General features: G+C 73.4%; 13 protein-coding genes. 6 read left to right on the forward strand and 7 right to left on the reverse strand.

Annotation, left to right across the window (positions count from 1 at the left end; translation table 11 throughout):
- Positions 1-941, forward strand: a 941-nt coding sequence (locus ABZ641_RS13280) for an ALF repeat-containing protein (protein ID WP_359981473.1), incomplete at its 5' end; no start/stop codon positions are given.
- Positions 942-1,048: 107 nt separating this feature from the next.
- On the opposite strand, the gene ABZ641_RS13285 is transcribed toward ABZ641_RS13280, so the two are convergent.
- Positions 1,049-1,519, reverse strand: a complete 471-nt coding sequence (locus ABZ641_RS13285) for a PPOX class F420-dependent oxidoreductase (RefSeq protein ID WP_359981476.1) — start codon at positions 1,517-1,519, stop codon at positions 1,049-1,051.
- Positions 1,520-1,699: 180 nt separating this feature from the next.
- Here ABZ641_RS13285 and ABZ641_RS13290 point away from each other — a divergent pair, with 180 nt between their 5' ends.
- Complete coding sequence (locus ABZ641_RS13290; RefSeq protein WP_359981479.1) at positions 1,700-2,416, forward strand: MerR family transcriptional regulator; 717 nt, start codon at positions 1,700-1,702, stop codon at positions 2,414-2,416.
- Positions 2,417-2,473: 57 nt separating this feature from the next.
- A complete protein-coding gene (locus ABZ641_RS13295; protein WP_359981482.1) occupies positions 2,474-3,022 on the forward strand; it encodes a GNAT family N-acetyltransferase in 549 nt (182 codons plus the stop codon).
- Positions 3,023-3,108: 86 nt separating this feature from the next.
- Here ABZ641_RS13295 and ABZ641_RS13300 read toward each other — a convergent pair whose 3' ends face one another.
- From ABZ641_RS13300 to ABZ641_RS13325, 6 genes are all read right to left on the reverse strand, one after another.
- The gene (locus ABZ641_RS13300; RefSeq protein ID WP_344626037.1) at positions 3,109-4,248 is read right to left on the reverse strand and encodes an ADP-ribosylglycohydrolase family protein; all 1,140 of its coding nucleotides are present in this window, start codon (positions 4,246-4,248) and stop codon (positions 3,109-3,111) included.
- Between the two features lie 25 nt (positions 4,249-4,273).
- Positions 4,274-4,807: a GNAT family N-acetyltransferase gene (locus tag ABZ641_RS13305; RefSeq protein WP_359981494.1), complete on the reverse strand. Its 534-nt coding sequence runs from the start codon at positions 4,805-4,807 to the stop codon at positions 4,274-4,276.
- A 161-nt stretch (positions 4,808-4,968) separates the two neighbouring features.
- Positions 4,969-7,134 carry a 3-hydroxyacyl-CoA dehydrogenase NAD-binding domain-containing protein gene (locus ABZ641_RS13310; protein WP_359981485.1) on the reverse strand — a complete coding sequence of 722 codons (2,166 nt, stop codon included), beginning with the start codon at positions 7,132-7,134 and terminating at the stop codon, positions 4,969-4,971.
- Between the two features lie 37 nt (positions 7,135-7,171).
- Positions 7,172-8,386, reverse strand: a complete 1,215-nt coding sequence (locus ABZ641_RS13315) for an acetyl-CoA C-acetyltransferase (RefSeq protein ID WP_344626042.1) — start codon at positions 8,384-8,386, stop codon at positions 7,172-7,174.
- A 34-nt stretch (positions 8,387-8,420) separates the two neighbouring features.
- Positions 8,421-9,563: an acyl-CoA dehydrogenase family protein gene (locus ABZ641_RS13320; RefSeq protein ID WP_344626043.1), complete on the reverse strand. Its 1,143-nt coding sequence runs from the start codon at positions 9,561-9,563 to the stop codon at positions 8,421-8,423.
- A 10-nt stretch (positions 9,564-9,573) separates the two neighbouring features.
- Positions 9,574-10,788 (reverse strand): CaiB/BaiF CoA-transferase family protein, encoded by a 1,215-nt coding sequence (locus tag ABZ641_RS13325; RefSeq protein ID WP_359981488.1) that lies wholly within the window; start codon positions 10,786-10,788, stop codon positions 9,574-9,576.
- Positions 10,789-10,962: 174 nt separating this feature from the next.
- Between ABZ641_RS13325 and ABZ641_RS13330 the strand changes: the two genes are divergently transcribed.
- From ABZ641_RS13330 to ABZ641_RS13340, 3 genes are all read left to right on the forward strand, one after another.
- The gene (locus ABZ641_RS13330; protein ID WP_263106073.1) at positions 10,963-11,226 is read left to right on the forward strand and encodes a DUF1876 domain-containing protein; all 264 of its coding nucleotides are present in this window, start codon (positions 10,963-10,965) and stop codon (positions 11,224-11,226) included.
- A 186-nt stretch (positions 11,227-11,412) separates the two neighbouring features.
- Positions 11,413-12,885 (forward strand): endo-1,4-beta-xylanase, encoded by a 1,473-nt coding sequence (locus ABZ641_RS13335; RefSeq protein WP_359981491.1) that lies wholly within the window; start codon positions 11,413-11,415, stop codon positions 12,883-12,885.
- Between the two features lie 200 nt (positions 12,886-13,085).
- Positions 13,086-13,763, forward strand: a complete 678-nt coding sequence (locus ABZ641_RS13340) for a Pr6Pr family membrane protein (RefSeq protein ID WP_344626046.1) — start codon at positions 13,086-13,088, stop codon at positions 13,761-13,763.
- The last annotated feature ends 7 nt before the right edge of the window (positions 13,764-13,770 follow it).

The raw sequence follows: 13,770 nt of genomic DNA on the forward strand, positions 1-13,770 counted from the left end.
AGGCGCTCGCCGGAACGCCGCAGGACCGCCGGCACTTCCTCACCGTCGACTACCCGCGGCTGCGGGCGCAGGACAACCGGGTCCGGGTGATGCAGCTGATCGCCGACCCGACCACCGGACGCGGCGTGCGCGAGGCCGCCCAGAAGGCGATGAGCGGCACCGACGCCGACGTCGAGCACTTCCTCACCGTCGACTACCCGCGGCTGCGGGCGCAGGACAACCGGGTCCGGCTGGTCCAGCTGATCGCCGACCAGAACAACAGCCAGTACCTGCGCGAGGCCGCCCAGAAGGCGATGAGCGGCACCGACGCCGAGATCGAGCACTTCCTCACCGTCGAGCTGAAGAAGATCATCGCCGACGACAACCGGATCAAGGTGGCCCGGATCCTCGGCGAGAAGGGCATCGGCCGGATCCTCCGCGAGGCCGCCGAGAAGGCGATGCACGGCACCGACGCGGACGTGCTGAAGTTCCTCGCCGACCTGCCCTCGATCCGGGCCGCCGACGACCGGCTCAGGGTCTCCCAGCTCGCCGAGACCGGCGGCCCCGAGGTGCGGAAGGCCGCCCTCGCCGCGCTGGCCGCCAACACCCCCGAGGCCCTCAGGGCCTTCCTGACCACCGGTCTGCCCGAGGCGGAGGCCAAGGACAAGGCCGCGGCCGGCCGGACCACCACCGGTCAGGGCACCACGGGCCAGGGCGGCACCGGCACGCAGGGCAAGGGCGGCAGCACCGTCACCCCGGCCTCCGCCACCGCCGGGACCACCACGGCCACCACCGGCACGACCGCCGCCTGGACGACCACCACCGGGGCGACCACCGGCGCCGACCGGCTGGCCTCCACCGGCACCGACGCGCCGCTCGCCGGCATCGCCGCGGCCGGTGGCACGGCCGTCGCGCTCGGTGCCGCCGCCCTGGTCGCGGCCCGCCGCCGCTCGCAGGCCTGACCGCAGGGGTGCACCCGTCGGCCCGAGGGGCCGGTGCCGAGGAACGTCCCGGCACCGGCCCCTCGGGCTCTCCGGCTCTCCGGCTCTCCGGCAGTCCGGACGGTCTCCTACCGGTCCTGCACCAGGCGGGCCGGGAAGCCGCCGGTGGCGACCGGGCCCCAGCGACGCGGGGTGATCCGGATCAGCGACTTGCCCTGCCGGCGCATCGCCTCCCGGTACTCGTCCCAGTCCGGGTGCTCACCGGCGATGTTCCGGTAGTACTCCACCAGCGGCTCCACGGCCTCCTGACCGTCCAGCACCTCGGCCTCGCCGTCCACCTGCACCCAGGGGCCGTCCCACTCGTCGGAGAGCACCACCACGCTGACCGCGGAGTCCCGCCGGGCGTTGCGGGTCTTCGCCCGCTCGGGGTACGTGGAGATCACGATCCGGCCGGAGTCGTCCACCCCGCAGGTCAGCGGGGAGGCCTGCGGGGTGCCGTCGGCACGGCGGGTGAGCAGCAGCGCCCGGTGGCGCGGACGGACGAAGTCCAGCAACTCGGCCAGCTCCACCCGGGTGTTGGTGGCGATCGAAGGGCTCATGACCGCCAGCCTAGGCCGTGCCGGCCGATGCGTGCGGGTGCCGCATCGAAGCACGCGGAACGAACTGCCGCCGGCCGGGCGGACGCGGTGGACCGGCAGGTCGCGGCACTGTCACACTGGTGCTGTCACAGCAGGACTGCCGCACCCGGCGGGGCGAACGGGCGGAAGAGGTTGCACCGGATGACAGCAGGCACACCGCAGCTCACCGTCGACGAACTGGCGGCCCGGGCCGGGGTGACCGTCCGCACGCTGCGCTTCTACGCCGCCAAGGGCCTGCTCCCGCCGCCCGAGCTCGGCCCGCGCCGGGTCGGCCTGTACGGGCCGGAGCACCTCGGCCGGCTGGAACTCATCGAGGAACTCCAGCGGCAGGGCCTCACACTGGCCGCGATCGAACGCTACCTCGCCCAACTCCCCGAGGACATCGGCTCGCTGGACCTCGCCATCCACCGCGCCCTGGTCGCCTCCTGGACGCCCGAGGCCGCCGAGGAGACCGACCGCGAGCAACTCGCCCGGCGGATCGGCCGCGACCCCTCCGACGCCGACCTGGACCGGCTCGCCGCCATGGGCGCCCTGCACCGCACCGAGGACCCCGACGTCTTCAAGACCGACCCCGGGCTGCTGCCGCTCGGCGTGCGGATCCTGGACGTGCCGATCCCGCTGGAGACCCTGCTGGCGGCCCGCGCCGTCGTCCGGCTGCACAGCCAGGCCACCGCACACGACCTGCACCGGCTCTTCCGCGACACCGTGTGGAAGCCCTACCGGGAGAGCGCCCCCGCCCCGGCCGACCTGGACCGGATGAAGAGCCTCACCGACCGCATCCAGCCCCTGGTGGTGCAGGCGATCGTCACCGCCTTCCAGCGCTCGCTCGCCGAGGAGCTGACCGGCAGCCCCGACTAGCGTCCGGCCCCGGGAAACCCGGTCGACACGGCGGGCCGCCCGGGGTTGGCTCGGGCCATGACCGAACTGCACACCGCACGCCTGACCCTGCGCCCCTGGCGGGAGTCCGACCTCGCCCCCTGGGCGGCGATGAACGCCGACCCCGCGGTGCGCGAACACCTCGGGGAGCTGCTCACCCGCGAGCAGTGCGACGCCGGAGTGGCCGCCTTCCGCGCCGACCTGGCGCGGCGCGGCTACGGCTGGTGGGCGGTGGAGTCGACCGCCACCGGCGAGTTCCTCGGCTTCGGCGGGCTCGACGACGTGGACGAGGACATGCCCTTCACCGGGGTCGAGGTCGGCTGGCGGCTCGCCCGCGGCGCCTGGGGCCACGGCTACGCCACCGAGGCCGGCCGGGCCTGCCTCGACTTCGCCTTCGACACCCTCGGCCTGCCCGAGGTCCTCGCCGTCACCACCGCCGCCAACCACCGCTCGCAGGCGGTGATGCAGCGCCTCGGCATGGTCCGTGACCCCTCCGAGGACTTCGACGACCCGTACGCCCCCGAAGGCAGCCCGCTCCGCCCGAGCGTCGTCTACCGCCTCTCCCGGCCCGCCGAAGGCCCGCGCTAGCGCGGGTCTTCTAACAGGCGTACGGGCAGCCCATGGGGGCACGGGGGCACCTTGTGGATGCCCTCGTGCCGCGGAAACGCCGCCCTTCAGGCCGAGTAGACCCAGGGGCGCTTCTCGCCCGGGTGGACGACCGCGGCGAAGTCGTCGGCGACGACGGCGATCGCCGCGCGGCCCTCGATCCGGGCGAGCCAGTCCGGCGGCAGCATGGCGTCGCCGTGGTGGGCGCCGAGCAGGTTGCCGCAGATCGAGCCGGTGGAGTCGCTGTCGCCGGAGTGGTTGACCGCCAGCAGCAGGGCCGACTCGATCGGGGTGCGGTCCTTCCAGAACTCGGTGCGGGCGAGGGCGGCGTACACGCCGATGGCGAGCGCCTCCTCGGCCGTCCAGCCGCCGCCGAGGCTCTCCACCGCGCGCGGGGTGGCCGGGCCGGCCTCGGCGAGGGCGACGGCCCGCTGCAGTGCGGCGTGCGTCTCCTCGTGGTTGGGGTAGCGGGTGAGCAGCTCCATGGCGTTCTGGACGGCGTCCGGCAGTGACACCCCGTCGACCAGGCGGCTGATCATGGCGGCGAAGGCGCCGGAGGCGAGCTGGGCGGTCGGGTGGCCGTGGGTGATCCGGGAGCAGCGGGCGGCGAGTTCGAAGGCCCACCGGTCGCCGTCGCCGCCGATGCCCGCGCCGGTGAAGCCGAAGGGGGCGGAGCGCATGACGGAGCCGCAGCCCTTGGAGTCCGGGTTCACCGGGCCCGGGCTGCCGTCGACCGGGGCGTGCGCGTCGGGGGTGTGGTCCTCCTGGAGGCCGAACTCGCAGGCGCGGCCGGGGGCGCGGCGGGCGTACAGCCACTGCTGCTCGCGCAGGTTGCCCCAGCGGTGCCGGAGTCCCTCGTGGGGCAGCGGGCCGGGGTGCCGCTGGGTCTCCTGCCAGCGCAGGTAGGCGTCCTTGACCATGGCGGTCTCGGCGCCGCCGAGGCCCTTGGTCTGGATGCGGCGGTAGCCCTGCATCCAGCCCTCGGCGGAGAAGAGGGTCATCTGGGTGTCGTCGGTGATCCGGCCGATCACGCCCTCGCGGTCCGGGACGAGTCCGGTGATGCCGGTCGGTCCGTGCTCCGCCTCGACGGTGACCATGGACTTCATCTCGATCGGGTTGCCGAGGGCGTCGCCGATCGCGCCGCCGAGCAGGCAGCCACGGAGCCTCGCCCGGTACGCCGCCGTTTCCTGCCAGGTCAGCCGACCCATTCCGTCCCCCTCGTCCGGATGATCACTACCGGTCCAGGCTAGCCGTGCCCACCGACGCCGGGGGCAACGGGTCCTCCGAGGCGCCGGTCGGGGCCGCCCGGCCGAGCCGGCGGGCGAGCACCTGTCCGGGCCAGGTCCCTTCCAGGAAGCGGTCGGTGGGGGTGAATCCGTTGCGCTCGTAGAAGGCGACCAGTGCACCGCCGCCGCCCGCCCAGCAGTCGACCCGCAGCAGCGCGGCGCCGGCCCGCCGGGTCTCCTCGGCGGCGTGGGCCAGCAGCGCCGCGCCGATGCCGAGACCGGCGTGCCGGCGGTCGGAGACCAACAGCCGGACGTAGCGCTCGGGTTCGCCGGCCGGGGCGATCGGCAGCTGCGGGCTGGGCCCGGAGTCGAGGACGAGGGCGCCGACGGGCGTGCCGTCGTACTCGGCGATGTAGGGCTCGTTCTCGGTGGTGTACCGCTCGACGCGGTCCGGCCCGCCGGGCCGCTGCGAGTACGGGACGGTGCCCCACTGCCCGGTGTTGCCGCGTTCGTTCATCCAGCGCACGGCCGAGTCCAGCATCCCGAGGACGGCCGGCGCGTCGCCCGGCCCGCCGGGCCTGATCCGCAGGCCGGGTGTCCACAGGCCGGGTACGAAGTCGTTCACGGAGGAAGCCTACGCACGGGCGCCGCCCCCGCCCGGGGTGGGCGGGGGCGGCGCGGGTGTCGCAGGTGTCGCGGGTGTCAGTCCCGGAAGGTGCGGCCGTCGGCGGCCATCGCGTCCAGGAGGGCGGGCGGGGTGAAGCGGTCGCCGTAGGCGGCGGCCAACTCGCGGGCGCGGGCGGCGAATCCGGCGAGGCCGCCGGGGTAGCCGTTGATGTACTGGAGGACGCCGCCCGTCCAGGCGGGGAAGCCGATGCCGAGGATGGAGCCGATGTTGGCGTCGGCGACCGAGGTGAGGACGGACTCCTCCAGGCAGCGGACGGAGTCCAGGGCCTCGGCGAAGAGCATCCGCTCCTTCATGTCCTCGAACGGGATCTCCTTGCCGGGCTGCGTGAAGTGCTCGCGCAGGCCGGGCCAGATCCGGGCGCGCTGCCCGTTCTCGTACTCGTAGAAGCCGGCGCCGCCGCTGCGGCCCTCGCGGCCGAACTCGTCGACCATGCGGTCGATGACGGTGTCGGCGGGGTGCGGCTGCCAGCTGCCGCCGGCCTCCTCGACGGCCCGCCGGGACTCGCCCCGGATCTTGCGGGGCAGGGTCAGGGTGAGCTCGTCCATCAGGGAGAGCACCTTGGCCGGGTAGCCGGCCTGGGCGGCGGCCTGCTCGACGGAGACCGGGTCGAGGCCCTCGCCGACCATCGCCACGCCCTCGTTGATGAACTGTCCGATCACCCGGGAGGTGAAGAACCCGCGGGAGTCGTTGACCACGATCGGCGTCTTGCGGATCTGCCGGACGAGGTCGAAGGCGCGGGCGAGCGCCTCGTCGCCGGTCTGCGGGCCGCGGATGATCTCGACCAGCGGCATCTTGTCGACCGGCGAGAAGAAGTGCAGGCCGATGAAGTCGGCGGTGCGGTCGACGCCTTCGGCGAGCAGCCCGATCGGCAGGGTGGAGGTGTTGGAGCAGAGCAGGGCGTCGGGGGCGACGACGTCCTGGACCTCCTGGAAGACCTTGTGCTTGAGCTCGGGGTTCTCGAACACGGCCTCGATGACGGCGTCGCAGCCGGCCAGGTCGGCGGCCTCGGCGGTCGGGGTGATACGGGCGAGGAACTCGGCGCGCTCGGCCTCGGTGCTGCGGCCGCGGGCGACCGCCTTGTCGAGCAGCGCGGCGGAGTAGGCCTTGCCGCGTTCGGCGGCCTCGACGGTGACGTCCTTGAGGAGGACCTCGATGCCGGCCTTGGCGCAGGAGTACGCGATGCCGGCGCCCATCATGCCGGCGCCGAGCACGGCGACCTTCTCGACCTTCCGGGCGGGGACGCCCTTGGGGCGGCCGGCACCGGAGTTGACGGCCTGCATGTCGAAGAAGAAGGCCTGGATCATGTTCTTGGCGGTCTGGCCGCAGACCAGCTCGGTGAAGTACCGGGCCTCGATGGCCATCGCGGTGTCGACGTCGACCTGGGCGCTCTCCACAGCCGCGGCGAGGATGTTGCGCGGCGCAGGGTAGGGCGCGCCGGCCAGCTGCTTGCGCAGGTTGGCCGGGAAGGCGGGCAGGTTGGCGGCGAGCGCGGGGCTGGCCGGGGTGCCGCCGGGGATCCGGTAGCCCTTGACGTCGAAGCGCTGCACGGACTCCGGGTGGGCGTCGACGAAGGCGCGGGCCTTGGCGAGCATCTCCTCGGGGGTGGCGGCGAGTTCGTCGACCAGGCCGTGCTGCAGGGCCTGCGCCGGGCGGTACTGCTGGCCCTGCAGCAGGACCTTGAGCAGGGCGTCGGTGATGCCGAGCAGCCGCACGGTGCGGACGACTCCGCCGCCGCCTGGCAGCAGGCCGAGGGTGACCTCGGGCAGGCCGATCTTGGTGGCCGGGGTGTCCAGGGCGATGCGGTGGTGGCAGGCGAGGGCGATCTCCAGGCCGCCGCCGAGGGCGGCGCCGTTGATCGCGGCGACGACGGGCTTGCCGAGGGTCTCCAGGGCGCGCAGGGCGCGCTTGATCCGCATGCCGTGCTCGAAGGTCTCGGCGGCCTGGTCGGGCCCGACGGAGGAGAGCAGGTGGAGGTCGCCGCCGGCGAAGAAGGTCTTCTTGGCGGAGGTGACGATGACGCCGCGCACGTCGTCGGCGGCCTTCAGCCGGGCGACGGTCTCGTCGAGCGCCTCGGTGAAGGCGGCGTTCATGGTGTTGACGGACTGGGCGGGGTCGTCGAGGACGAGGGTGACCACGCCGTCCTGGTCCTGCTCCCAGCGGATGGCGGATGCTGCAGTCATGGGGAAGTCTCTCCAGGGAGTGGCGGGGAGGGGGTGGTCAGATGCGCTCGATCACGGTGGCGACACCCATGCCGCCGCCCACGCAGAGGGTGGCCAGGCCGTAGCGGAGGTCGCGGCGCTCCAGTTCGTCGACGAGGGTGCCGATGAGCATGGCGCCGGTGGCTCCGAGCGGGTGGCCGAGGGCAATGGCGCCGCCGTTGACGTTGACCTTCTCGTGGCCGAAGCCGAGTTCGCGCATGAAGCGCAGGGCGACGGCGGCGAAGGCCTCGTTGATCTCGACCAGGTCGATGTCGTCCGCGGTGAGCCCGGCCTTGGCGAGGGCCTTGCGGGTGGCGGGGGCGGGGCCGGTGAGCATGATGGTGGGCTCGGAGCCGGAGACGGCGGCGGAGACGATCCGGGCGCGCGGGGTGAGTCCGTAGCGCTCGCCGATCTCGCGGGAGCCGATCGCGACCAGGGCGGCGCCGTCGACGATGCCGGAGGAGTTGCCGGCGTGGTGGACGTGGTCGATCTTCTCCACCCAGTGGTACTTCTGCAGGGCGACGGCGTCGAATCCGCCGGCCTCGCCGATGCCGGCGAAGGAGGGCTTGAGGCCGGCCAGCGTCTCGACGGTGGTGCCGGGGCGGATGAACTCGTCGCGGTCCAGCACGATCAGGCCGTTGCGGTCGCGGACGGGCACCACCGAGCGGTCGAAGTGGCCGTCGGCCTGGGCCTTGGCGGCACGGGCCTGCGACTCGGCGGCGAAGGCGTCCACGTCGGTGCGGCTGAGGCCCTCGACGGTGGCGATCAGGTCGGCGCCGATGCCCTGCGGGACGAAGCCCGTCTCGTACGCGGTCATCGGGTCCATCGCCCAGGCGCCGCCGTCGGAGCCCATCTTGACCCGGGACATCGACTCGACGCCGCCGGCCAGGATGAGGTCCTCCCAGCCCGAACGGACCTTGGCGGCGGCCAGGTTGACGGCCTCCAGGCCGGAGGCGCAGAAGCGGTTCTCCTGGACTCCGGCGACGGTGTCGGGCAGGCCGGCCGCGATGGCGGCGATCCGGGCGATGTCGGAGCCCTGGTCGCCGATCGGGCTGACCACGCCGAGCACGATGTCGTCGATCGCGGCCGGGTCCAGGGTCGGGAAGCGGGCCTGGAGCTCGTGGATCAGGCCGACCACCAGGTCGATCGGCTTGGTGCCGTGCAGGGAGCCGTTGGCCTTGCCGCGCCCGCGCGGGGTGCGGATCGCGTCGTAGACGAACGCTTCAGTGGTCACGGTGAGTGCCTTTCGGGGGTAGGTGACCGGGCGGTCAGCCGAGGAGGGAGCGGCCGATGATCTCTTTCATGATCTCGGTGGTGCCGCCGTAGATCGTCTGGATGCGGCCGTCGGTGAACGCCTTCGCCACCGGGTATTCCGTCATGTAGCCGTAGCCGCCGTGCAGTTGCAGGCAGCGGTCGGCGGTGCGCTTCTGCAGTTCGGTGGCCCACCACTTCGCCATCGAGGCGTCGACCGGGGTGAGCGCGTACCGGTTGTGCTCGGTGATGCAGCGGTCGACGAAGGTCCGGGTGACGGCGCACTCGGTGGCGAGTTCGGCGACCTCGAAGCGGACGTGCTGCAGCTTGGCGAGCGGCTTGCCGAAGGCGGTCCGCTGCTGGACGTAGCGGGTGGTCAGCTCCAGCAGGTGCTCGGCGCCGGCGATCGCGGAGACCGCGATGGTCAGGCGCTCCTGTGCGAGGTTCTGCATCAGGTGGACGAAGCCCCCGTTGAGCTCGCCGAGCAGGTTCTCCTTGGGGACGCGGACGTCGTCGAAGAACAGCTCGGCGGTGTCCTGGGACTTCTGGCCGATCTTGTCGAGGTTGCGGCCGCGCCGGAAGCCCGGCATGCCGCGCTCGACGACCAGCAGGCTCAGCCCGTGCGCGCCGCCCTCGGGGGTGGTGCGGGCCACCACGATCACCAGGTCGGAGATGATCCCGTTGGAGATGAAGGTCTTGCTGCCGTTGAGGAGGTAGTGGTCGCCCCGGTCGACGGCGGTGGTACGGATGCCCTGCAGGTCGGAGCCGGCACCGGGCTCGGTCATCGCGATCGCGGTGACGATGTCGCCGCTGCAGAAGCCGGGCAGCCAGCGGCCCTTCTGCTCCTCGGTCGCCAGCGAGGTCAGGTACGGGCCGATGATGTCGTTGTGCAGGCCGAGCGCCAGCCCGCTCACCCCGGCCCGGGTGAACTCCTCGGCGAGGACGGCCGGGAAGCGGAAGTCGGGGGTGCCGCCGCCGCCGTACTCCTCGGGGACGGCGAGGCCGAGCAGCCCGTGCCGGCCGGCGGCGAGCCAGGCCTCCCGGTCGACGATGCCGGCCTGCTCCCAGCGTTCCTGGTGCGGCAGCACCTCCTTGGCGAGGAACGCCCGGACGGTCTCCCGGAAGGCCTCGTGCTCCTCGGTGTAGATCTCGCGCTGCACCTGCTGCTCCTCAGTGGTGTGGACGGTCGGTGCGGGACTGCGGCGGCTGCGGAGGCCGCTGCTGCGGTCGTTCCTGCGGCTGCCCGTCCGGACGGCCGGCGAGGGCGGGGACGTCCCAGTCGCGGGCGACCTCCGCGGTGTGCGCGCCCGGCAGGGCGGGCGGGCGGCGCAGCGCGCCGGGGGTGGCGGAGAACCGGGGGGCCGGAGCCGGCTGGACGACGCCGTCCTGCTCGGCGTAGGTGCCGCGGGCCTTGAGCTGGGGGTGGTCGGCGGCCTCGTCGAGGGTGAGGACGGGGGCGGTGCAGGCGTCGGTGCCCTCGAAGACGGCCGTCCAGTCGGCCCGGGTGCGGGTGGCGAAGCGGTCGGCGATCAGGGTGCGCAGTTCGGGCCAGCGGGCGAGGTCGTGCTGCCCGGGGGCGTCCGCGCCGAGGCCGAGCAGCCGGGCGAACTCGGCGTAGAACTGCGGCTCCAGCGCGCCGACGGCCATGTGCCCGCCGTCGGCGGTGCGGTAGAGCGCGTAGTAGGGGGCGCCGCCGTCGAGCAGGTTGGCGCCGCGGGTGTCGTGCCAGTGGCCGGCCGCCTTGAGGCCCCAGAGCATGCTGGTGAGGTGGGCGGAGCCGTCGACGATGGCGGCGTCGACGACCTGGCCGGTGCCGGTGGTGCGGGCGTGGTGCAGGGCGGCGAGCAGGCCGACGGCCAGGTAGAGCGAGCCGCCGGCGTAGTCGCCGAGCAGGTTGGCGGGGACGCCGGGCGGGCCGCCGGGTTCGCCGGCGACCAGGCCGAGCACGCCGGCGGTGGCGATGTAGCCGATGTCGTGGCCGGCCCGGTCGGCGAGCGGGCCGTCCTGGCCCCATCCGGTCATCCGGCCGTAGACGAGGGCGGGGTTGCGGGCGAGGCAGTGGGCGGGGCCGACGCCGAGGCGTTCGGCGACGCCGGGGCGGTAGCCCTCGATCAGCAGGTCGGCGCGGGCGACGAGGTCGAGCACGGCGGCGGGGCCGTCCGGTGCCTTGAGGTCGACCAGGACGGAGCGCTTGTTGCGGTTGGTGAGGTCGAGGGCGGGCGCGGGGCCGAGCGGAGGCGGGCCGGGGCGGTCGACGCGCACCACGTCGGCGCCGAGGTCGGCGAGCAGCATGGCGGCGAACGGGCCGGGCCCGAGGCCGGCGAGTTCGACCACGCGGACGCCGGCCAGCGGGCCGTGGGCGGCGGGGCCGACGGGTTCGGTCACGGCCGTTCTCCCTTGTTTGACAGTTCAGCTGTCACAGTCGCGATGATAGACATGTGACCCGCCGGTAACAAGGGTCCGCCCCCACCCGGCCCGCTGCGCCCGCGCCACGCTTGCACGGCTCGCCCGGCAGGCGGATTCTGGGGCTGACGACCGCCGTCCGAGAAGGTGATCCGCATGCACAACCACTGGATCGTCGACCTGAACTTCGAGGAGGACGAGAGCCGGACGAGCTGCACCGCCTCGCTCAGCGGGTTCAGCGCGCCCGGCGTGCGCGGCATCGGCATCGCCCGCCGCAACCCCGACGACTCCCCCGACTCCACGATCGGCGAGGAGCTCGCCGCGGCGCGCGCCTGCTCCAACCTCGCGCACCAGCTCATCGACAAGGCCGCCGCCGGCATCGAGACCCGCACCCACGAGTCCACCCGGCTGACCTTCTGACCCGCTCGCCGGCCCCGGAGGCCGGCGGCCACCCCACGGGTCCGGCGCAACCGCGCCGGACCCGTTGACGTGCCCGCGCCCCACCCGTAGCGTCGGCACCAACCCTCGGAGGCACCACCGACCCCTCCGGGCACTCTGCGTGTCGCAGTACCCCGGGTACACACTTCACGCAGAAGGGACGCCCCCGTGGCCTCCACTCCGCGCCGCAGCAGCCTGGTCGCGATCCTCGCCGCCCTGCTGGCCGCCGTGCTCCTCCCGTTGTCCACGCTCAGCGCCCACGGCGCCGACACCCCGTTGCGGACCCTCGCATCGGCGGACGGCCGCCAGATCGGCGTCGCCGTCGCGGACAACCGCCTCACCGGCTCCACCGCCTACAGCTCGCTCGTGTCGGGGCAGTTCAACTCCGTCACGGCCGAGAACGCGATGAAGTGGGACGCCGTCGAACCGAGCCAGGGCAACCTCAACTGGGCCGCCGCCGACCGGCTGGTCGCCTTCGCCCGGGCGAACGGCCAGGTCGTCCGCGGCCACACCCTCGCCTGGCACAGCCAGGTACCCGGCTGGATCACCAACGGCGGCTTCGGTGCCGCCCAGTTGCGCACCCTGCTGCAGCAGCACATCGCCACCGAGGCCGGCCGCTACGCCGGGAAGGTCTACGCCTGGGACGTCGTCAACGAGGCCTTCAACGACAACGGCACCCGCCGCAGCAGCATCTGGCAGGACAACCTCGGCGACGGCTGGATCGCCGACTCGCTGACCTGGGCGCACCAGGCCGACCCGGCCGCCAAGCTGTACATCAACGACTACAGCATCGAGGGCGTCAACGCGAAGAGCACCGCGCTCTACGACCTCGTCAAGTCGCTGAAGCAGCAGGGCGTTCCGATCGACGGCGTCGGCTTCCAGGCGCACCTGGTCCTCGGCCAGGTGCCGTCCGACCTCAAGGCCAACCTGCAGCGCTTCGCCGACCTGGGCGTGGACGTCGCGATCACCGAGCTGGACGTCCGGATGCAGACGCCGTCCAACGCCACCACCCTCGCCTCGCAGGCCGAGGACTACCGCAAGGTGATCACCGCCTGCCGGGCCGTCGCCCGCTGCGTCGGCGTGACCGTCTGGGGCCTGGACGACGCCGACTCCTGGGTGCCGGGCGTCTTCTCCGGCTACGGCGCGGCCACCCTGTACGACGAGAACCTGCAGGCCAAGCCCGCCTGGGCGGCGGTGGCCGCGGCCTTCGGCGGCTCCACGGCCAGCCCGTCGCCGTCCGGTTCCGGTTCCGGCTCCGGCTCCCCGTCCTCGTCGGCCTCGCCCTCGCCGTCCGCCCCGCCCAGCTCCTCGCCGCTGCCGGGCGGCTGCACCGTCGCGTACCGGATCGCCAACCAGTGGACGGGCGGCTTCACCGCCGACGTCACCGTGACCAACAAGGGCACCTCGGCGATCGGCCCGTGGCAGGTCGGCTGGCAGTTCGGTGCCGGCCAGCAGGTCACCCAGGGCTGGAGCGCGGTGTTCACCCAGTCCGGATCGGCCGTGACCGCGGCCAACCCGTCCTGGGCGACCAGCCTCGCCCCCGGCGCGTCCTACGGGTTCGGCTTCAACGGCAGTTGGGGCACGAGCAACCCGGTGCCCGCCTCGTTCACCCTGAACGGGACGGTCTGCACCACCGCCTGATCCCCGCACGAACGGCGGGCCGGCTCCCCCTCGGGCGCCGGCCCGCTCCGCATCTCCGCAGGACAACCGCCGTGCGGGGACGCCGGCAGGCAGCTTCCACAGCTTCCCTACCGGCGGGTAGAGTGCGGCGACCGGCCTGCCTCCGACCCATCCGTCCGGCGTCGGGCCGCGTCCGCACTCCGACGAGAACTGGTGAACCCATGACAGTCCGGACCAAGCCCGCCCTCTGGTGGCGGCTGGCCATCGTGCTCTCGGCCGGCCTGGGGCTGGTCCTCAGCAACAGCTCGCTGGTGTACTTCACCCTCGAGAGCAACGTCATCGTGCTCGGCTACTTCATCTCCGCCGTGTACTGGATGGTCAAGCGCAACACCGTCGACGCGCCCGCGCCCCGGCTGCGCGGCGCCGCCACGCTGTACATCGTGATCACCGGCCTGGTCTCGCACATCCTGCTCCAGCACGGCGAGAGCCCGCTGCCCGGCCTGGTCTCCGGCCCCGACCGGCTGCAGCACTGGTCCAGCTTCTTCCTGCACTACACGACGCCGCTGATGGTCGTCGCCGACTGGCTGCTGCTGAAGCCCCGCAACGCCTCCCGCTGGAAGGACATCCCGCTCTGGCTGGCCTTCCCGCTCGGCTACGCGCTGGTCACCGAGGCCCGGGCGATCCTCTTCCCGTCCTTCCCGCTGAAGTACCCCTACTTCTTCCTCGACCCCACCACCGACGGCTACGGCTGGGTGGCCGGCCAGATCGGCCAGCTGACCGTCGAGTTCGTCGTCCTCGCGGTCGTCGTGGTCGGCCTCGACCGGCTCGGCACCAAGCTCGTCGGCGGCCGCGCCCCCGCCCCGACGGCCGAGGCGGCCGGGGCGCCCGCCGAGGGCTGACCGCCGA

The organism is Kitasatospora sp. NPDC007106, assembly GCF_040634455.1.
Lineage (GTDB): Bacteria > Actinomycetota > Actinomycetes > Streptomycetales > Streptomycetaceae > Kitasatospora > Kitasatospora arboriphila.